The sequence below is a fragment of the Paenibacillus sp. JDR-2 genome, from assembly GCF_000023585.1.
Lineage (GTDB): Bacteria > Bacillota > Bacilli > Paenibacillales > Paenibacillaceae > Pristimantibacillus.
Genome location: NC_012914.1, coordinates 3,542,911 through 3,562,061, shown reverse-complemented (window position 1 = coordinate 3,562,061; position 19,151 = coordinate 3,542,911). Strand labels below are relative to the sequence as shown.

Annotated in this window: 18 protein-coding genes; 4 read left to right on the top strand and 14 right to left on the bottom strand. The window is 49.0% G+C overall.

Going from position 1 to position 19,151, the window contains the following annotated elements; translation table 11 throughout:
• Nucleotides 1–3 precede the first annotated feature (3 nt).
• Nucleotides 4–1,092: a GerAB/ArcD/ProY family transporter gene (locus PJDR2_RS15700; RefSeq protein WP_015844694.1), complete on the top strand. Its 1,089-nt coding sequence runs from the start codon at nt 4–6 to the stop codon at nt 1,090–1,092.
• Here PJDR2_RS15700 and PJDR2_RS15695 read toward each other — a convergent pair.
• Together PJDR2_RS15695 and PJDR2_RS32920 are read right to left on the bottom strand one after the other, a co-directional pair.
• On the bottom strand, nt 1,051–1,701 hold the full coding sequence (locus PJDR2_RS15695; protein ID WP_041613468.1) for a hypothetical protein: 651 nt from the start codon (nt 1,699–1,701) through the stop codon (nt 1,051–1,053). The two genes, PJDR2_RS15700 and PJDR2_RS15695, sit on opposite strands and share 42 nt — an antisense overlap.
• Nucleotides 1,625–1,831 carry a hypothetical protein gene (locus tag PJDR2_RS32920; RefSeq protein WP_150106498.1) on the bottom strand — a complete coding sequence of 69 codons (207 nt, stop codon included), beginning with the start codon at nt 1,829–1,831 and terminating at the stop codon, nt 1,625–1,627. Before PJDR2_RS32920 ends, PJDR2_RS15695 begins: the two co-directional genes overlap by 77 nt.
• A 256-nt stretch (nt 1,832–2,087) precedes the next feature.
• On the opposite strand from PJDR2_RS32920, the gene PJDR2_RS15690 reads away from it, so the two are divergent.
• Nucleotides 2,088–2,978 carry a LysR family transcriptional regulator gene (locus PJDR2_RS15690; protein ID WP_015844693.1) on the top strand — a complete coding sequence of 297 codons (891 nt, stop codon included), beginning with the start codon at nt 2,088–2,090 and terminating at the stop codon, nt 2,976–2,978.
• A 61-nt stretch (nt 2,979–3,039) separates the two neighbouring features.
• On the opposite strand, the gene PJDR2_RS15685 is transcribed toward PJDR2_RS15690, so the two are convergent.
• The 8 genes from PJDR2_RS15685 to PJDR2_RS15650 all read right to left on the bottom strand — a co-directional run bounded on the left by PJDR2_RS15685 (nt 3,040) and on the right by PJDR2_RS15650 (nt 12,909).
• Entirely contained in the window at nt 3,040–5,295 is a 2,256-nt protein-coding gene (locus PJDR2_RS15685; protein ID WP_015844692.1) for an ATP-binding cassette domain-containing protein, read from the bottom strand.
• A 123-nt stretch (nt 5,296–5,418) separates the two neighbouring features.
• The gene (locus PJDR2_RS15680; RefSeq protein ID WP_015844691.1) at nt 5,419–5,820 is read right to left on the bottom strand and encodes an SRPBCC family protein; all 402 of its coding nucleotides are present in this window, start codon (nt 5,818–5,820) and stop codon (nt 5,419–5,421) included.
• Nucleotides 5,817–6,146 carry an ArsR/SmtB family transcription factor gene (locus PJDR2_RS15675; protein WP_015844690.1) on the bottom strand — a complete coding sequence of 110 codons (330 nt, stop codon included), beginning with the start codon at nt 6,144–6,146 and terminating at the stop codon, nt 5,817–5,819. Before PJDR2_RS15675 ends, PJDR2_RS15680 begins: the two co-directional genes overlap by 4 nt.
• Nucleotides 6,147–6,538: 392 nt before the next feature.
• Nucleotides 6,539–7,105, bottom strand: a complete 567-nt coding sequence (locus PJDR2_RS15670; protein ID WP_265525139.1) for a hypothetical protein — start codon at nt 7,103–7,105, stop codon at nt 6,539–6,541.
• The gene (locus PJDR2_RS15665) at nt 7,095–8,858 is read right to left on the bottom strand and encodes a sensor histidine kinase (protein ID WP_015844688.1); all 1,764 of its coding nucleotides are present in this window, start codon (nt 8,856–8,858) and stop codon (nt 7,095–7,097) included. Before PJDR2_RS15665 ends, PJDR2_RS15670 begins: the two co-directional genes overlap by 11 nt.
• A complete protein-coding gene (locus PJDR2_RS15660) occupies nt 8,855–9,535 on the bottom strand; it encodes a response regulator transcription factor (protein ID WP_015844687.1) in 681 nt (226 codons plus the stop codon). The genes PJDR2_RS15665 and PJDR2_RS15660 overlap by 4 nt, the downstream gene beginning before the upstream one ends.
• A gap of 226 nt (nt 9,536–9,761) precedes the next feature.
• Nucleotides 9,762–10,769: an aminoglycoside phosphotransferase family protein gene (locus PJDR2_RS15655; RefSeq protein ID WP_015844686.1), complete on the bottom strand. Its 1,008-nt coding sequence runs from the start codon at nt 10,767–10,769 to the stop codon at nt 9,762–9,764.
• Between the two features lie 130 nt (nt 10,770–10,899).
• On the bottom strand, nt 10,900–12,909 hold the full coding sequence (locus PJDR2_RS15650) for an alpha-L-arabinofuranosidase C-terminal domain-containing protein (protein WP_015844685.1): 2,010 nt from the start codon (nt 12,907–12,909) through the stop codon (nt 10,900–10,902).
• 129 nt (nt 12,910–13,038) lie between these two features.
• Between PJDR2_RS15650 and PJDR2_RS15645 the strand changes: the two genes are divergently transcribed.
• Nucleotides 13,039–13,899 (top strand): helix-turn-helix transcriptional regulator, encoded by an 861-nt coding sequence (locus PJDR2_RS15645; protein WP_015844684.1) that lies wholly within the window; start codon nt 13,039–13,041, stop codon nt 13,897–13,899.
• On the opposite strand, the gene PJDR2_RS15640 is transcribed toward PJDR2_RS15645, so the two are convergent.
• The 3 genes from PJDR2_RS15640 to PJDR2_RS15630 form a co-directional block, all read right to left on the bottom strand.
• Nucleotides 13,896–14,282, bottom strand: coding sequence for a reverse transcriptase-like protein (locus tag PJDR2_RS15640; protein ID WP_015844683.1), 387 nt, complete (start codon nt 14,280–14,282; stop codon nt 13,896–13,898). The genes PJDR2_RS15645 and PJDR2_RS15640 overlap by 4 nt on opposite strands.
• A gap of 348 nt (nt 14,283–14,630) precedes the next feature.
• Nucleotides 14,631–15,104 carry a DinB family protein gene (locus PJDR2_RS15635; protein ID WP_015844682.1) on the bottom strand — a complete coding sequence of 158 codons (474 nt, stop codon included), beginning with the start codon at nt 15,102–15,104 and terminating at the stop codon, nt 14,631–14,633.
• A 36-nt stretch (nt 15,105–15,140) separates the two neighbouring features.
• A complete protein-coding gene (locus PJDR2_RS15630) occupies nt 15,141–16,028 on the bottom strand; it encodes a LysR family transcriptional regulator (RefSeq protein ID WP_041614327.1) in 888 nt (295 codons plus the stop codon).
• 116 nt (nt 16,029–16,144) lie between these two features.
• Here PJDR2_RS15630 and PJDR2_RS15625 point away from each other — a divergent pair, with 116 nt between their 5' ends.
• Nucleotides 16,145–17,536, top strand: coding sequence for an MFS transporter (locus PJDR2_RS15625; protein WP_015844680.1), 1,392 nt, complete (start codon nt 16,145–16,147; stop codon nt 17,534–17,536).
• On the opposite strand, the gene PJDR2_RS15620 is transcribed toward PJDR2_RS15625, so the two are convergent.
• Nucleotides 17,533–19,017, bottom strand: a complete 1,485-nt coding sequence (locus tag PJDR2_RS15620) for an amidase family protein (RefSeq protein ID WP_015844679.1) — start codon at nt 19,015–19,017, stop codon at nt 17,533–17,535. The two genes, PJDR2_RS15625 and PJDR2_RS15620, sit on opposite strands and share 4 nt — an antisense overlap.
• Nucleotides 19,018–19,151: the final 134 nt, after the last annotated feature.

The following is a 19,151-nucleotide window of genomic DNA, read 5'->3' as shown; positions in this document are numbered from 1 at the left end:
AACATGAAAGTCAGCAGCTACCAAATGTATTGGGTCGTGACAATATCCTCTCTCGTCACGACCTCCTACCTGCCTATCCACTTGGCCGTGGAGCAAGCACTTCAAGATAGCTGGATATCCATGGTGCTTGGAGGCTTAACCATGCTCTTTGTCACCTGGATCACTCTTCGGGTATGCAGGCAGCACGAAGATAAAACCTTGATTACGTTTATGAAGGAGCTATTGGGCACCGTACTGGGAAAAATACTGGTGCTGGTATATTTCCTGCTATGGTTCAGACAAATGAGCACGATTGCGAGAGGTACGGTTGATTTCCAAAATCTAGTCATGCTTCACAATACGCCGATGATACTCATCTTGCTCTGTATGTTGTTTCTTGTCGTATATGCCGTGTACAAAGGCGGATTAACCGCCATAAGCCGCTGCGCTGAGATTATCGGCCCTATTCTTCTCTTTATGTTATTTGTTCAGTTATTCCTTAATCCTCAAGATATGAACGTGAAGAGAATCCTGCCGGTCTACGCGGATACCGGATGGCTGGCCATCCTCACAGGCGCATTTAATTCTTATAGCTACATCGCAGATCCATCAATCGTCCTCATGCTGTTCTTTTTTGCGGAGAACAAGCGAACGGCTGCAAAGGCAGTTGTTTGGGGAACGGTTACGACGGTAGTCTGGGGTGTGCTCGCTACGTTGGTTCTGATGTGTGTTACCGGCCCCCAGATTGCTTCGCAATTAGTTGTACCCGTCTATTCTTTGACTAAGTACATCTCCATTCTTAATTTCATTCAAAATATCGATGCTTTTTACATCCCTCTATGGCTGCTTGCTGCGTTTATCAAATTATCCGTTTGCTTGTTTATTCTTAGTTACGGGTTGTCCGAATGGACCGGCTACCGGAATTGGAGGCTGATCGCTTGTATCGTCACCTGTATCTGGTGCGTATTTTACATTTACAGCAACCACGATATCCGCCTTTCTTTCACCTTGAAGAACCTATATCTCAACGGGATGTTTTACCCTTTTGTCTACCTTGTGCTCCCTTTGATTTTATGGATGCTCGGATCCATCAAGCAACGGAGAAAAGCATAACTTAATCAGGTCTTGCTGGCCGCAACCGGAGGGTAATATTTCTTCGCGATCAGCAAATAAACAGCTCCAAGGGCAACGGACAGAGTGACAACAATGGATGCTGTAAGAAAGCGTTAAGGAAAATACAAGGAACAACGTATAACCTGCCAAGGCGTACGTAACCAAATCGGAGGAATGTCCGCTCAGAACTTGATAAGCTACCAGCACAATAGCGCCTGGAGCCGTATATATGCCCATAAAGTTTCGCATCTTCGCGTCCAAACCGCCTGTTGCAAGCTGATGGAGGACAACGGAATCCAATATCAACCAAGAAATAATACCAACTCCGAACACCATCCAACCATATTCCTTGTAGCCGAGCAGCCCCGCTATTAAAGCGTTGACCAGTACGCTTGCCGTGTAAGTCAGGAATAACGAAGGCGTAACCTGCGTATGGCTTCGCGGATTTCTCCACATTCCGGAATACCGGATAGTCGCCAACATCAGATTGGATATGGAGCCCGCCCAGAACAGAACATGCGCAAACGCCGCATTATACGGCAAAATAGCAGCGGACAAAAGAAGTACGGATTCCGGAATCAGAGCTGGCGAGGCCTTCAAACCATTCACCCCATAGCTTTGATCCTCCCCACGTTTCTTGCGCGAATCTCAATGCGTTTCCCGTTTCCGCCAGCCCCAAGGTCATCGCGAAAAAGGAAGCCGGCGCAACCGGCAGTTTGTGCATTCTCTTCATAGTCATCTCTCCATTCTCTCTCCTGTTTATGTCTAAATGTGGTCCGACGAATATGGCTTCATTGTAAGGAGAATGCTATCGATAGATCAATATTATTGTTTCTATCTTTTTGATATCTGAATTAAATCGAAAAGCGGATATGTATTGGATAAATCAATAGATGATTTCTATCGAAATCATAGATACCCATTAATTGATTTGTCAAAATGATGCTTTTATACTTAGTACAAGAATGATTCATGATTTTGACGAGGTGTATCACATGGAGATTAGACAGCTGGAGTATTTTCAAGCGATTTGCGATGAGCTTCATTTTACCCGCGCGGCTGATAAGCTTGGTATTACGCAGCCAACGATGAGTTATCAAATAAAACAGTTGGAGGAAGAGCTGGGGGTACCGTTATTTCATCGGATCGGGAAAAAAATCGCGCTTACGGAAGCGGGTTTTATCCTTCTTAACCATAGCCGCAACATTTTCCGCTCGATAGACGGAGCACGCGAGGAAATTTCCGAACTTCATCATATGGAGCGCGGATCGTTAACGATTGGGACTTTAATCGGGGAGATTAATGATCTCGTTTCTGGTTTGCTGGTTGATTTTCACAATAAATATCCGGGGATAAGCATTAAACTATTGGCATTGGAGGATGTGGTGGATCCCCTTCTGCAGGATGAGCTTGATTTTGCGGTAACCATCTTTCCGGTAGATGACGACAGATTCAGTAAAGTTTCTTTGTACGAGGAAGAATTTTATTTCGTAGCCCATTCCAATTCCCCGTTATCCGGTGAGCCTAGCGTTACCATAGAAGAAGCGATGAAAGAGCCCATCATTATGTTCCCCAAAACCCACCGTTGCCGGCAGTTGATTGACACGGTGTGCAGCATGCATGGCGTTGCTTGGGAGCCCGTCATAGAGACTTCGGCCATCAAGTCGATTCTCTCCCTCGTGCAGTCTGGTGCCGGAGCTTCCATTCTATCTAAAACGCTGCTCGAATTGTATCCGGATCAGAATATGATCATGATTCCGATAAGCAACCCTTCACTTCGCAGGGAAGTCGGTATTGCTTATCTGAAGGACCGCTATATAGGAAAAGCAACCATTGCGTTCATGAAGCAGCTGACTACCCGCTTTGACGGGGTCAAAACTCCTTGAATTGCAAAAGAAGCTGCCGATCCAAGGGTTCGGCAGCTTCTTTTCGTATGAAGGATATGGTTTACTTCAAGAACTTCCCTGTTATCGACTGTTCCTCAAGAATGATTTGCGAAGGAATACCCTCGAACACTACCCGGCCGCCTCTGCTGCCTCCATCCGGTCCCATGTCAATAATCCAATCGGCTTGACTGATTACCTCGAGATTGTGTTCAATGACAATTACCGTATTGCCGGTATCCACAAGCCGGTTCATAATCTCCAGAAGATGGCCGATATCCGACATATGCAGACCGGTTGTTGGCTCGTCCATGACGTAGATGCTGCCCTTCTTATGCAGCTCGCTTGCCAGCTTGATGCGCTGGCATTCCCCGCCGGATAACGTGCTGAGCGGCTGACCAAGCGTAATGTAGTTCAGGCCGACATCGCTCATCGCTTGAAGCTTCTTCTTCACTTCCTTCAGCTCGAAAAACTCCAATGCCTGCTCGACGGTCATCTCCAGCACTTCCGCAATGTTTTTACCGTTCAGCTTGTATTCGAGAACCTCTTCCTTGAACCGTTTGCCTTCGCAGACCTCGCATGGCATCTTTACGCTATCGAAGAAGGACAGGTCCGTATACACAACACCAAGCCCTTGGCAGTTCTCGCAAGCTCCTTTGGAGTTGAAGCTGAACAATCCCTGATTAACCTTATTGGCAGATGCGAACGCCTTGCGCACGTCATCCATAATGCCCGTATAGGTTGCCGGATTCGAACGTGTTGAGACGCCAACCGCTGATTGATCGATAACAACAGCATCCGGATGCTGGGTGAGGAATACATCGTTTATAAGCGAGCTTTTCCCCGAACCCGCAACACCGGTAACAACGTTTAATACACCGGTCGGGATATCTAAGCTTACGTTCTGAAGGTTATGCAGATTAGCATTGCGGATAGGCAGCTTGCCGGTAGCCTTCCTGCAATTCTGCTTCAACTCAAGAGGTCTCTTCATATGCATTCCGGTTAAGGTGCCCGACTCTAATAAACCCTGGTAGCTGCCTTCAAACACGATGTTCCCTCCCCGGCTGCCTGCATGAGGGCCAACGTCCACGATATGATCGGCAACCTTGATAACGTCAGGATCATGCTCAACGACAATAACGGTATTCCCCTTATCCCGCAGCTTAACAAGCAAGTCGTTCAACCGGTGTACATCTCGGGGATGAAGTCCAACGCTAGGCTCATCGAAAATATAAGTGACGTCAACCAGGCTGCCGCTCAAATGCTTGACCATCTTGACGCGCTGCGACTCGCCGCCGGATAGCGTATCGGTCTCCCGATCCAGCGTTAGATAGTCCAGCCCGATATCTACCAGATGCTGAAGGCGTTCCGTCAACGATTTGACGATTGGCGCTGCCTTGGCATCGCTGATTTCTTGAATGACCCGGATGAGATGTCCAACCTCCATCGAGGATAGCTCTGCGATGTTTTTTCCGTTAATCCGGCAGTTTAGCGCAGCCTGACTAAGTCTCGAACCGTGGCAGCTGGTACATTTGCCTTCGGTGATAAACGGCATAACCGCTTTTTGCGTGCGTTCGGATTTCAGCTTTACGTCCTGCTTGATATATTTGTTCGTGAACTTCTCAATAACGCCTTCCACGGTAATGTTGGTTGCCTTGCCGGCAAAGTCCATCTGCACCTTCCGCGCCTTGGCATAGAGCAGTTGATCCAGTTCTTCCGGCGAGTAATCCTGCAGCTTCTTATCCGGATCAAAGTCACCCGACTGCAGGAGCATATTCATCTCCCAACCGCTTACGGTATAATCCGGAAGCATAATGGCGCCTTCATTCAGCGATTTGGACCTATCAATGGCCTTGCCCATATCCACCCCAAGCCTGCGGCCGATACCGTTGCATTCCGGACACATGCCTTGCGGATCATTAAAGGAAAACATATTGGCCGATCCAACAAACGGCTCCCCTACCCGGGAGAACAGAACGCGGAGGATCGGAGAAATATCGGTGATTGTGCCCATCGTGGAATGGGAGCCGCCGCCTAGTCTTTTCTGGTCGACAACAACGGCCATGCTGAGGTTCTCGATTCCGTCCGTATCCGGCTGTGGAAAGCTCGGCAAGAAAGTCCGAACGAATGTGCTGAAGTTCTCGTTTAGCAGTCTTGTAGATTCAGCAGCAATCGTATCGAAAACGATGGATGACTTCCCTGATCCCGATACTCCCGTAAAAATCGTAATTTTCCGCTTGGGGATACGCAAAGAAACGTTCTTTAGATTGTTTTCCCTGGCATTCGTAATGACGATGTACTCCTGGCCCGTTTCGCTCATTCCTTACATCCTTTCGGGTCGTAGATTTATATCCATCCAATTGTACGAACCAGACATAAACCGGTTGCAAACAGTTGCAACCGGTTTATGTGAATCTGTGTCCGTATAGGCTCTAATATGCGATTATTGCGCCAGCAGCTTGGCAAGCTCGTTGTGCCAGTTCGTCCAGCCGTATCTAGCTCCTTCAAGCGCTGGTACGCTCGAGAAGCCGGTTTGTTCAAGGTGAAGGTTCACCTTGCCATCTCCCAGCTCCTGAACCGTCCAGGTAACCGTATGCTTCTCTGGACCAACCGCCCAAGAGTAGGACAGCAAACGGTTTGCTTCGTCTACAGCAAGCACTTCGCCGTCAATAACGCCGTCCCAATATTGATTAGGCTCTGCCCGGAACTGAAACCGGTGTCCAACCTCCGGTTTAAAATCGTTTGGGAGCACCCATTTGGCAAGCATTTCGGAAGTGGTTAATGCCGCCCATGCCTTTTCTACCGAAGTTTTGTATTGAAAATCCAGTTCTAATTTCAAACTCATTCTTCTTCCTCCTCTAATAGTTGCTGCAGACGCAGCATATTAACAGTCCAGAATTTCCTGTAGTAAGAGACCCAGTCCTGAATTTCTTTCAACGGAGCGGCATTTAGCCGAAAGCGCGTTTCTCTGCCAACCTTCCGGTCCGTTACCAGTCCCGCTTCCTTCAGGATGGTCAAATGCTTCGATACGGCCGTACGCCCCATATCGAATTGCGAGGTTAACTCATGAAGCGGGATTTCCGCTGTCTCGGACAATAGCTGAATCAACCGGCGCCGGGTTGGATCCGCAATCGCGTCAAAGACATCCCGTGACGGAATATTATCGTTCACAACACCCCCTCCTAGAGTTCAATTCATAAACAGATATTTGGTGTTTGAATCCATGGGTTGCAGCTGCTCCATTCATTTCGTTACAATAGAATGCAAGGTAACTTTTTTACTTATGCACGATGTATGCGACACCGTTTGGTGTCTTTTTAAATTATAAGACACCAAACGGTGTCGTGTCAACTTGAATTCAACGACAGTATAATTTCCTTTCCGAAAATGAGTTATACCTGAATAGTAAACCAAAAGCCGCGTGCAAACGCGGCTTTTGGTTTAAACGGATGAACAATCTACCTACCTGTCATCGCATATTTAAAATCGCTAATCATGAAAAAACTAACTAATTCATCTTCCGTTATCTTAGTCGTATTCATGCTAATTTTTATGAATTTCATTTATTTCAAAGTAATTGTCTTCTTCCAAGTAAGTTCTTTGCCCGCATCATTAACGAAGGTGAATTTCGCATCGCCTTTCTGATCCTTCAAATCGTCCGGGTAGAAGAAGCCCATAAACTGTCCGTCCCCGCTGATGTAGAATCCGTCATCGCCGTTACCGCCATGCTCAATCGCCTCTTGAGTAGAATTGACGATGTTGGTTTTACCGGATTTCCACTCCATCTTGGACAGCATGTAGCCTTCCGGGCGTTTGTTGACCACAAAATCAAAGCTGTTGCCCTCGATAGGTTTTTCGGTTTGATCGATGATAATCAGGATCTCTTCATTGGCATTGTTACCAGCTGCATCAGACGACTTTGTTGCGTCCGGTGTTGCATTTTCAGGCGATGCGGACTCCTCCGCATTTCCGGTATTGTCGCTCGGCGAATTCGTTGCCGGAGCTTCCGTTACGCTCCCTTCGTTTGCCGAATTCGTATTTCCTGTTTCCGATTTATTTCCGCATGCGCTCATTACAACCAGAACGGCTAACGAAGCCACCAATAAGCAAATCGTTTTTTTATTCATCATGAATCTCTCCTTTGTTTTCCCGTAAAGTGAATGAAAAAGCAACACCGCTCTCTATATTGGCTGCCCCGTAAAGACTGCCGTGCAACTCTAATATATGTTTAACTATAGCCAGCCCTAAGCCGGTTCCGCCGGATTTGCGATCACGGGAACGTTCTGCCCTGTAGAACTGATCCCAAATTCGGTTCAGGTCTTCCTCCGCAATAGAAGGACCGGTATTCTCCACGATGGTTTTTATCGCATCTCCTTCTGCCCTTTCCATCTCTATAACGATCGCGCTATCCTCAATGGCGTGGCGAATCGCATTGCTGAGCAGATTAAGCAGGACCTGCTCGATCCGTCTACGGTCCGCGTAAACGAATAGCTCCCGTTCTCCATCCTGCCGAACTCTTAGCCGTAACTGCTTGCTCTCCAGCTGCTGCGTGAAGGAGCTTGCAACCTCTCTAACGAGATTGGTTAGGGAGAACCGTTCAATATTTAGCTTGACGGCCTTTACCTCGAATTTGGACAGTTCCAGCATATCCATAATAAGAGCGTTCATCCGGTCCGTCTCGTTCACGATCAAGGCGAGGTAACGTTCTCTTTTGTCGTCTGCCACCCCGTCTTGAAGCCCCTCCGCAAAGCCTTTTACGATGCCTAGCGGAGTTTTGAGCTCGTGGGATATATTCGCCACCAATTCTTTGCGCAGCTGTTCGGACTTCTGCTTCTCTCTCATGTCCTCCTGCAGCTGCTCGTTAGCAAGCTTGAGCTCGCTTAGTGCCGAGTCCAGATTTCGGGATAAAGCGTTCATATTCCTCGATAATTCCCCGAACTCGTCCTTGGAGCGAATCTCCGGATGATCGGTGAAATCAAGCTTGGCGAGCCGTGCGGCCGATCGATTAAGGGTCAGAAGCGGACGAGATACAATTCTCGAATAGATCAGCGATAACGCGAGAACGAGAGCAAGTATGACCGGCGCCAAGTAAATGACGTACTTTTTCAAAATATCAACCGCTTCTCCTACCGGCTGGAGAGAAGCCATAACGAACATATAATGCTCATCCTCATCCGTACCGGCAAGAAATTGTACGAGTATGGCGTACTCGACTCCGCTCCATGGATCCTTCCATTCGCTCCGTACCGTCTCTCCCGCATGCAAGCGGGACAGTCTCGCCTCCGCCGATGTCGTCCAATCCTGTAGAGCTTCGTCAACCAGAGCATCCTGGTAAAGAGGGTTGAACGACCGCTGCTCCGGCAGCAAAAACTCGGTTACCTTTCCTTCTATCCGTACTAATCCTTCATCAAGAGGCGCGGCATTGTCGGACCAGAAGGTAATCGGGTGAAGCACCGTATCCTTCTCGTCCATAAAAATCCCGTCCGCAATCATATTGCTTCCAATAGAAACTCCCCGCGGAATGCTGTTGATCGTAGCGCCTGCGGTTGGGATCGGAAGGGTAATGCTCTTACCGCCCGACTGAAGCTTTACATAATACGGATTGAGGTTGGCTTTATTAAAGCTTTTATTCAGTACGGCCGAGCTGGTATCATTCCGGTTCATAAACCTCCCGAGCAGACTGGAAAGCTCCCGTTCATTTCCCTTTACCTCGTTATACTGATTGCTAAACCCGTTAATGGCCGATTCCAGCTGATGAATCCGGGACATCCGGTAAAACCGTTCAAAGAACAACCCTTCGGCCAACATTACCAGCGTAAAAATAAACAAGATCAAAACAGACGTTATGACGAACAGCTTGAGTACGACGCCATGTCTTCTCATGCTTCCGATTCAAACCTGTAGCCGGATCGGATGACGGTCGCAATCAGTTTGCCGGCGTCTCCGAGCTTGGCTCTTAATTTCTTGATATGAGTGTCCACGGTCCGCAAATCTCCAAGGTACTCGTATCCCCATACCGCATTCAGAATATAGTCCCGGGACAAAACTTTACCGTCATGCTTGATCAGGAATAGCAGCAGATCGTATTCTTTGGGTGACAGATTAATGAGTTCCCCAGTCACCGTAACCGTATGGGCCTCGCGGTTCACCGACAATTCTCCGTATTGAAGGAGCTCCGCTTCCCGCCCCACCGTTCTTTCCGTTCTCTTCATCAAGGCGTTTGCCCGGGCGACCAGCACCCTTGGACTTAGCGGCTTCGTTACGTATTCGTCTGCTCCCAGCTCGAAGCCCATCAATTGATCTTCGTCCTCGGCCCTTGCCGTGATCATAATTATAGGAACATCCGATTTCTCGCGGATCCGTCTGCATACGGACCAGCCGTCCATCTCCGGCATCATAATGTCTAACACAATCAGGTCGACGGAGACTCGCTCGAACAACTCAAGCGCAACCCTTCCGTTCTCCGCCTCGTGGACATCCCATTGCTCTTTTTTGAAATAATCCGTTATAAATTCCCGCATGAGCGTATCGTCTTCCACTAATAAAATACTTCGTTTCATTTGAATCACGCCTCTTTCCGGCAATGGTTCCTTTCTCGTGCGGAACCGCAATCGTATATCCTATGCTATCACAGGTTTACCCGAAATTCGGCATTCTTATCATCCATTGGCACCTCCATTTGTTCTACAAGTTGAAGTATAGGGGGTTCGTGTGTCCAACGTGTGTATTCGAAATGGATACTTGGAGAAACTTATACATAAAGAAAAAGCCGCGAATTCGCGGCTTTTAAGAGTAAGCTTCATATTTAGCAAGATACTTTGGATAAGAGGACAGATGAATAGCTTTCGACTTGCGTTGGGCTTCTTCTCTATATTCAGGCACTTGCTCTGCTTCAACGTAATCGGCGAGAACGTCAATGACATCATCCAGAAGCTTTGCCCGAAAATAAAGCTCAAGCCGTTCGACAACGGCATCTCCGGCAGCCGCAAGTACCTTCTCTCTCCAGATCGGCCATGAAGGATCGTCGGCAAGCGGCCAGAGGAGCACGGAATAATCCATCGCCGCATCTCCTTGCCCGGACAGATCATCCCAATCGATGATCCGGAACGAGCCATCTCCCCGTACCAATACGTTATTGCCATTCAGATCGTTATGGACAACATCGACAGCGGCCTGTTGAAAAGCGGGAGTCTGCCGGATGATTTCCCTTAGTCTCTCTATCTCATCTCCAAACCATGTTAGGGTCTCATCCGTCACAAAACCCTTCAGAAGCTCCCGTGATTCAAGAATCCCGACCAGATCTTCCGTAAAGCGGGATAGATATTCCTCTTCGAATGCTTCGGCGTAGGTCCGGGTAGCCGCCGCAGTAAGCAACTCCCGAAGCCCCTTATCAAGATGCAGCTTGGCAATGATCTTCAGCACGGCGGATCGGATCCCGTCAGCTTCAAGAACCTCCGCAAGCGGAACCGCGTCTTCTATGTATTCGAAAACTAGTCCATACGGATAACCCGGCACTATTTCTTCGTTGATATCATGAATAAGCTTAGGTGCTGAATAATTCTTCGTTAAATATTCGCTTACATTCGCCCATTGCTGCAGCCTGGCGCGTTTGCCAGGCGGAGCGAGCTTGGCGTGAAGACGCGACCGTCCATCCGTTAGCCTGAAAGATAAGTTGCCAAAACCTCCCGGGTTGTAAATATAACTTGCCTGTATCGGATTCGGGCCGATACCCATTCCTGTACAGTTTGCTTCCGCCCATTCCGCGATTTTTCGCTCTGCCAATTGAACATTCATATATGTATACGGCCTCCTCGAAAATGCTTGTCATTACCAAATATTGTAGCATGCAAGCGATCGTTAATGCAGCTAAATAAAAAAAGAAGATCCTCCGGATTAACCGGAGGATCTTCCCAACACCCGTTATTTACTTGCGTACCTCAATGACGTACACCGAATGAGGCTTCAAAGTCAGCAGCGGCTTGCCATCTTGGAATTTTAGAAGGCTCTCCTCCGCTGTTACGGCTTCCGGCTCAAATACATCGTTGATTAACTCATAATCATCGCCGGACAGCTCCCATACAGCCGCCACACCTGCATGCGCAAACAAACCGACAGCCAGCTCAGCCTCAACCGCTGTAAGACCTCGGTTAACGACAAACAAGGTCAATACGTTGCCGGATTCATTAAGCCCGGCTGCCACGTCAAGCGCCGGCAAAGCACCGGGCTCCAAATCAAACCGCTTCGAGCCGGATGGCCAATCGAAGGTTGGACTTTCTGTTTGTACCTTCAATACGCGGGAAATATCGCGATTCGCATAGGCCTTCATTACATGGAAGGTTGGCGTGCCGTATACCACTCCGCTGCGGCCGCTCCACCCTGTTTCTTTGCCCCGGTACTGATCCGCGTAACAATCTCCAACCCGGATACATCCGCCAAGCCAGCCGTTGACCAGATCCGAGTAGCTTCCAATCTCGATCAGATGGGATTGCCGGATAAATTCGTTCAAATTAGCGGCATTTGCAACTGCGGATTCCAGCGTATGCTCCATCGGACGCCCTTCGCGAATCGTGTTCGGATAGTACATTGTGTTGTACTCCGTGATCGCAAGCTTCACATGCGAGAAGGCCGGATTGCTTGAAATGATCTCTTCAGCCTTGCTGATTGCGGCACGGCTTACCTCAGGGAACGACATCACAGCCGGATACCGTTCTTCTTTTGGCGTATGAGGGGTAATTCCCACCGTACCAAAGCCGTGATAAATATGCAGCGTCAGCATGTCCATTTTGTCCGCCGAAATGCTAAGCACCGTACGATTCCATTCGGGATCGCAATCGCCGCATGCCAAAAGCACGATATCCGGATCCACCGCTTTCATCGCATCCGCAAAACGGTTATACCGGTGCGCGAATTGCTCCGCCGTGCAATGCCCATGCTGCCATGGTCCGTAAATTTCGTTCCCGATCTCCCAATACTTGACGCCATATGGCTCCGGATGGCCGTTTCGAACCCGAAGCGCGCCATATTCCGAGTCTACGCTGCCGTTGCAATACTCCAGCCATGCGGCTGCTTCCTCGGGTGAACCTGTTCCCGCATTGACGCAGATTAAAGGCTCCGTCTCCGTATCCCGGCAGAACGCAAGGAATTCATCCGTTCCGAAATATTTGTTCGTCCAGCCTCCCCATGCCTCGTTAATCATGTTGGGCCGTTCCAGTACGGGGCCAATCGCGTCCTCAAAATGATAAGCGCTGATGTAATTACCCGCCAGACGCATCATTCCCGGCTTTAACTGCTTGGTTAACTCTACTACTTCCCGTTTTACATAGCCTATGCTATCCGTAGGAAGCATCGACACATGATCCAGCCACAGCATGCCCGATCCCATGCCGTCACGCCAGGAATCACTCTCCGAGGAGAGCAGAATCCGGAACTCCGCCCTCTCACAGGAACGGTTGGGAATCAGCTCAATCTCATATTCGTTCCACTTATGTCCCCGCAGTTCAACTTCAGTTCGGCTCAGCAACTCACCGGACTCACGGTCGACAATCTCGCAGACGGCAGCCCGAAGATCCATAGCGGCACGCGCTACGATGCTTACGCGATAAGTTAGTCCGCCCTCGACACTGACCTGTTGTCCAATTCCGCCATAGCAGCGGTCCGCGCTGAAAATCCGGATACGCTGGCTATGGCCGGAATGCCGCGGAGCGGCAGGCTCCAATGTATATTCCGTATTCTTGCCATTGGTTACGGCATACCAGCCTGAGGATACGCCGCGCGTATCGGCTTCGTCCTCAAAGTCCATGTCCTTCAGCGTAAAGGCTAACATGGCATCCATATGATCGCGGATGTCCTCCACGAAATGGCCGAAAATATAAGGATTCAAGCGGTGCTTGGAAGGTGCTTCCGTGTTTACGGTAATTAAGGCCTTCTGATTCATTCGATTCTCTCCCTCATCTATCAAACTTCCGCCTATTCTTCCCTTGCGGATATGGACTAGATTTCATATTCATGATAGTGTTTTCGTAAGCAGATGAACATAGAGGAAAAGGAAGGAGAAGTGAGGAAAATGGACATTTCACTTGCAGATGACAACCGTGCGCAGCATAAGCATGGCGATATCCATGCACTGCCGCATTCTCCAGATCTATCGCTATATGTCCCGATGATTGGAATGAATATTTGTGCGCCGACCTATAAGAATATTCGAAAGAAAGCAGATATCACCGTGCTTGGATATGTGATAAATGGACACGGAGAAATCAGGGTTAATTCGGAGAAGCACCGCCTTGGAAGAGGCGACGCTTTTATTCTGAGGAAAGACAGCAGGCATGAAGTAACAGCCTTGTCGGATTCTGGCGATCCATGGACCTATTACTGGTACAATCTCCACGGCAATAGTCTGCCGCTCCTCGAAACCTTCCATTTGCTTCATACCCCGTATATCCCCAGCGCTGACATTGAAGCTTTGTTCTTGAAGGGCTTTGCTGCCGCAAAACATAAGACCGAAGAAGGCACTGACACGCAGACCGCCTTAATCCTAAGCAGCACGGAGATTTTAGTTGCTCTGCGGAAAGTCGTAAAGGAAGCTGCCGAATATACCTCGCCAATGATGGGACGTATGAAGCTTTATCTGGATCAGTTAGTTGGTGAAACCTTCCAATCGGAAGATTTTTCCCATCAAATGGGATTATCCTTCAAGCAGCTGAACCGTATCTTCAAACAGCATACCGGCAGTACCATTTATCAATACGTGCTGATGCGCAAGCTGGACATTGCGAGAATGATGCTTCAAGACACGGAGCTGCCCGTTGGTGAAATTGCGATACATCTTGGTTATGACGACCCGCAATATTTTTCGAATCTATTCAAGCAAAAGACAGGAATAGCTCCTACGTTATACCGGCAAAACGCCAAAGCAGCCGATTAATTGCCGCGAATAGCGGCCCGCGACAGCTGGTCGGCCGATTTGTTCTCGGAGCTGGGAATCCACATCATAAAAAACAGTTCAAATTGCTTCGTCAGCTTAAGCGCTTCTAGAAGCAGCGGCGCAAACTTCTTGTTTTTCACAAATTCAATCTCGACAGCCCGGTTCACGAATTGGGAATCCGTCCGGAAGGACACGGTCTTGTACTCCTTGCGGATACATAACTCCAGTGCGAGGGTAAAGGTTCGGAACTCCGCTTCGTGATTGTCCATTACCCCGAGCGGAATGGAATAACGCTCCACTTCCCCGTGATTCTTGATGAAAATGCCGGCGCCGCTTGGCCCCGGATTTCCGGCGCTGGCACCATCCAAATACACTTCGATCATAAAGCTCCTGCCCCTCTCTAAAGCCAAGAATGAAATAACAGGCCTGGTCCACAATCTAACCGGAGCTGGAGTTCCAGGTTAATGTGAACTATAAGTTCAAAGAAAATTGAAAACAACAAAAGACAACCTTTTCGTTTGACGGGCTGTCTTAGTTATTGCTTATGACATTTTATGATTCTGATCATCGCGACTTCCATATTATAAGCGATATTTCGATCCAAGCTGTCGTTACTGACAACGATACTTTCCACTTTCGGATCAAGCGTTCGAGCAGCGATAATGGCCTCGTATCTTTTCTTGCCGTTCATTTGTGCGGACCACGTTCTGAACAAAGTATAGCGTGCCTAGTTAGCCGAACAATCCCCGTCGAATAAAATTAGCGGTGACTGGGGCCTTCCCTAATTCTCTCGACCACACGGACAATTGGCCCATATGGTGTATTTCATGAGCAAGGACATGCCGCATGATTTCACCGTATTTGAAATTGATAGGCTCTCCATTCGGATATACATCGGACAATCCCTTCATCTCCATGTCATCGGTCCATGCGGTTACGAACGACCGAACTTCTTCGTGGAATCTATCCGATAACTCCATTACCTGCTCAAGGCTGGCATACGACTGGAACGGTTCCGTGAAATCGGGCTTCCCTTGCAGAGCGCGGAGCCAGCTGTACTCCACGTCCGCAACATGAAACAAGGTATGCAGAATACCCCCAATTCCGCCAGTCCGCTTCTTCAGCAGCTCTTCCTGGGAGACGTCCCGGCACCATTCGAACCAATCCTTCCGTACCTGCCAGTTATACTCGAATAATTTAAACATGAATGGACCTCCTAAAATCAATGATAATTAGCCGTATTAATTATCTTCCTTAGACAACGTCTCGAAGTAATTAACGACAACTTTGCGAAAAGATTGAGCAGCCCGCGATACATAACGGCTCTTATGCCATAACAATGCGATTTCCCGCACGAGCTCGTTGTTATCTATCTCTAGATAAGCAATCTGCCCGTTTGAATTTCTAGCCGTGCCCGGTATAAACGCAATGCCGATTTCGGCTTCCACAAGCGCATTAATTCTCGCAGGCTCATCCCCTTCATACACAAACTTGGGCTCGAAGCCAGCCTTTTTGCATATGGAGTCTACCAGATCACGGGTACCGTAACCTTTCTTCACTCCAACGAACCATTCCTCCTTCAGCTCGGGTAAGGATACGCTGCTCCGCCCTGCCAGACGATGCGATTCGGGAACCGCTAAAAGGATTGCATCTCTGTACATGATCTGGCATTCGATATCTTCTCCCTCAAGCGGAGGCGAAGACAGGCAGAAATCAATATCTCCCCGATGAAGATGCGCTACCATCTCCTGCGTCGTCAGCATCTGCACGTGGAACTGAATATTGGGCTTCTTCTTGCGGAATTCTCGCAGAATATTAGGCAGCATGCTTGCCGTATTCACCGCGAGCTCTATCGTTCCTTGTTCCGGGCTGGACCAATCGTTCAGCTCCTGCTTGCCTTGGTCCAGTTCGAACAAAGCCCGCTCTGCACGCAGCAGGAATCGGCTTCCCGACTCGTTAAGACGCAGCTTTCTGCCTACCCGGTCGAATAAAAGCACGCCTAAGTCCTCTTCCAATCGTTGAATCGTCTTGCTAAGCGACGACTGCGTGACATGCAGATGCCGCGCGGCTTCGGTGACATGCTCCAGCCGGGCTACCGTCAAGAAATATTGCAATTGCAGAAGCTCCATGAAATTCACCATCCGTATATTCCTTTAAGTCCATGAAATTATAACATGAAATGCGTTGGAATAAATGTCGCACTTCCCGTACGATGAATTCAAGATAAATCGGGGAGTGACTTTACTTGAATACACGAAACAGATGGCTCATGATAGCCGTCGGATTAGGGATCCTGCTCAACCCTTTAAACTCGTCCATGATTTCCGTGGCAATGGCAAGGCTTCAAACCGAATACAAGCTTGATTTCACCGGAGTGTCCTGGATTATATTTTCTTTCTATATTGCGAGCGCTGTCGCCCAGCCCGTGATGGGCAGGGCCAGCGACTTATTCGGACGAAGAAATATCTTCCTGTACGGTCTAGTTATCGCTTTTCTAGCGTCGCTATTAGCGCCGTTGTCACCAAGCTTTGGCTGGCTGATCGTGTTCCGTATTATTCAATCGATAGGCACAAGCATGATGGTTGCCGTAGGCATGGCTATTGTCCGTATCTATATAACGGATAAGCAGGCTGCCGCGCTGTCTGTTCTGTCCATCTTTTTATCCGGCGCGGCAGCTATCGGTCCTTTTGTTGGCGGCGTGCTCATCCATTGGTGGGATTGGCCGGCGATCTTCTTCGTCAACATCCCGTTTGCCATAGCCAGTTACTTGCTGGCATGGAGAACCATTCCCAAGGATAAACCGGAGACTTCCCCCGTCCGCGGCCTTACCATCCGCAAATGGCTTGATCTGATTGACGCGTCAGGGATTCTGCTATTTACGGCGGGACTGGTTGCCCTGCTTGTCGGATTATTGTCCGCAAAATCTTCCGGGCACGTCTCGTTTAGTTACGTCGTTATCGGATTGATTGGACTATTATCGCTTGGGGCTTTCGTCAGACATGAGTTAAAAGCAAAATCTCCTTTTATCCCGTTACGGACTATAGCCCAATACCCGGCGATGACGTGGGTTAATGTTCAATTTATACTCGTGAACATTTTGTTCTACTCCTTATTCTTTGGACTACCTTCTTACTTGCAGATCGTTCGGCATGTCAGCGAATTCCACACCGGCATGCTGATGCTTAGTTTAGGCCTGTGCTCGCTTGCGGCTTCCCCGCTAGCAGGCAAATGGATCGACAAATCCGGCCCACGGCCCGCTTTATTCGTATCAGCCATTCTGATGGTCTTTGGTTCCGTATGGATCGTGACATTAAATGAGAGCTCGCCCGTTATAAGCGTCTGCATTGCCTTAGCTGCCTTCGGAATAAGCAACGGATTGAACAGCGTCGGTATGCAAACGGCATTGTTCGACAGTTCGCCGAAAGAAATCATTGGCGTAGCTTCCGGCTTATTTAATACCTCCCGATATCTCGGCACCATCATTTCGTCCTTATTGACCGGCATTGTAATGGGAGGAGAATTCAGCTTCACCGGGTTTCGTATCCTCGGGATTATTTTAACGGTTATTGCCTTAACTTTGGTCTTGATGAGCTGGCGGCGAGCTCGCTCCGCGCAATTAAAGGAATCGAAAGCCTAAACCGGATCGGCCGGTGCTCGACGGTACTTGCTTGCCTGCTCATAGGCATAGGCTAACTTGAGGAGCACCGGCTCGCTGTAGGCGGCACCGACAAACGTGATGCCCTGCGGACCTTTTGTCGTATAGCCTCCTTCAGCGATAATGCCCGTCTCTGCGTATCCGCCGGGGACGGTAATGGCGGGATAACCCGCACGCGCGGAAATATCGAGCCCATCTTCGTTGCCGAGGAACAGCAGGGCGTCTAACTTATGCGAGTCGATAACATGGTCAATTCCTTGCTTCCGCGCGGTTTCATGGTTAAGCCTAAGGCTTTCTAGATATTCCGGTTCGGTCAACGTTCCACTCGTTTCGTTCGACCAGATCAATACGTTTTGCCCGTATTTGAGTGCCGTATCGCGATGGGCTTCGTTGTATTCGATCAGTTCATCTAAGGTCCGGATGTATGCACCGTTGCCGGCTGTGGCTAAATAATCATTCAGACCCTTTTTAAACTCGTAACGCATAACATCCCAATCCCACTTCGCATTCTCGCAAGGCATAGTCACGGGATCCACGATAACGGCCCCAAGTTCAGCGCACAAAACGATTGCCCGCTCTATGATCTCGGCTCTCGCCTCGTCAAGTCCCTGATAGTAATGCCGCGGTATACCAATCCTCGCGCCTTGCAAGCCGTTTACATCCAAGAAGCTAGCATAATCCGAATGCGCTGTTCGCCCAACATCATGCATAGCTGAATCTGCCGGATCCAAAGCTGTCATAGCCCCTAACAAAATCGCGGCGTCCTTGACCGTCCGGGTCATTGGCCCAGCCGAATCTTGGCTATGAGTGATCGGGATAATCCCTCTTCGACTCACAAGACCAATGGTTGGCTTCATGCCAACAATGCCATTTTGCGAGGACGGACTGATTATGGAGCCTGATGTTTCCGTTCCAATGGCAGCCGCGCACAGATTAGCAGCTACAGCAGAGCCCGACCCGGAGCTTGAGCCCCCTACGAACAGCTCGCCCGGTCCATAAGGATTCAAGGTAAGTCCGCCTCTGGAGCTGTATCCCGCCCACATCGAGCCTGACATAAAGTTCGCCCACTCCGTCATATTTGCCTTCCCGAGAATGACGGCTCCCGATGCTTTTAATTGCCCGGCTACAGCAGAATCCGCAGGTGCAAAATGCTCCGCGAGAGCTACGGAACCCGCACTGGTATGCATCCGGTCTCCCGTATCGATATTATCTTTCAGCAGAATCGGAATACCGTGAAGGGGTCCTCGTGCTCCAAGCTCCATCCGCTCCTTATCCAGCTCCCTCGCAATGGAGATGGCGTCGGGATTCACTTCAAGCACGGCCCTTAAAGTCGGATTTATCCTTTCAATCCGCTCCAAATACCAGCGAACGCAAGCTTCGGACGTTAGTTCGCCCGCTTCCATCGCCGCTTGCAACGATGCTATATCAGCTTCGAATAATTTTTCGTCAGTTATTCTATTCATAATAAATCCGCTCCTAGGTTTACATTCTCCTTAATAGTCTACCATTTATAGCCAAATACTGATTGGTAAAAATCATCTATAGCTATGCTGTACCTTTAATTGAAAGCTGCCGAAATCGGCTTCGACAGCTTTTC

Bases quoted from the DNA above. Each gene is read 5' to 3' on its own strand.
- PJDR2_RS15670 (WP_265525139.1), bottom strand. From the start codon at position 7,105: ATGATGAATAAAAAAACGATTTGCTTATTGGTGGCTTCGTTAGCCGTT.
- PJDR2_RS32920 (WP_150106498.1), bottom strand. From the start codon at position 1,831: ATGACTATGAAGAGAATGCACAAACTGCCGGTTGCGCCGGCTTCCTTT.
- PJDR2_RS15640 (WP_015844683.1), bottom strand. From the start codon at position 14,282: ATGATCGAAGTGTATTTGGATGGTGCCAGCGCCGGAAATCCGGGGCCA.
- PJDR2_RS15660 (WP_015844687.1), bottom strand. From the start codon at position 9,535: ATGAAACGAAGTATTTTATTAGTGGAAGACGATACGCTCATGCGGGAA.
- PJDR2_RS15655 (WP_015844686.1), bottom strand. From the start codon at position 10,769: ATGAATGTTCAATTGGCAGAGCGAAAAATCGCGGAATGGGCGGAAGCA.
- PJDR2_RS15645 (WP_015844684.1), top strand. From the start codon at position 13,039: ATGGACATTTCACTTGCAGATGACAACCGTGCGCAGCATAAGCATGGC.
- PJDR2_RS15630 (WP_041614327.1), bottom strand. From the start codon at position 16,028: ATGGAGCTTCTGCAATTGCAATATTTCTTGACGGTAGCCCGGCTGGAG.
- PJDR2_RS15650 (WP_015844685.1), bottom strand. From the start codon at position 12,909: ATGAATCAGAAGGCCTTAATTACCGTAAACACGGAAGCACCTTCCAAG.
- PJDR2_RS15685 (WP_015844692.1), bottom strand. From the start codon at position 5,295: ATGAGCGAAACGGGCCAGGAGTACATCGTCATTACGAATGCCAGGGAA.
- PJDR2_RS15665 (WP_015844688.1), bottom strand. From the start codon at position 8,858: ATGAGAAGACATGGCGTCGTACTCAAGCTGTTCGTCATAACGTCTGTT.
- PJDR2_RS15700 (WP_015844694.1), top strand. From the start codon at position 4: ATGAAAGTCAGCAGCTACCAAATGTATTGGGTCGTGACAATATCCTCT.
- PJDR2_RS15620 (WP_015844679.1), bottom strand. From the start codon at position 19,017: ATGAATAGAATAACTGACGAAAAATTATTCGAAGCTGATATAGCATCG.
- PJDR2_RS15635 (WP_015844682.1), bottom strand. From the start codon at position 15,104: ATGTTTAAATTATTCGAGTATAACTGGCAGGTACGGAAGGATTGGTTC.
- PJDR2_RS15680 (WP_015844691.1), bottom strand. From the start codon at position 5,820: ATGAGTTTGAAATTAGAACTGGATTTTCAATACAAAACTTCGGTAGAA.
- PJDR2_RS15690 (WP_015844693.1), top strand. From the start codon at position 2,088: ATGGAGATTAGACAGCTGGAGTATTTTCAAGCGATTTGCGATGAGCTT.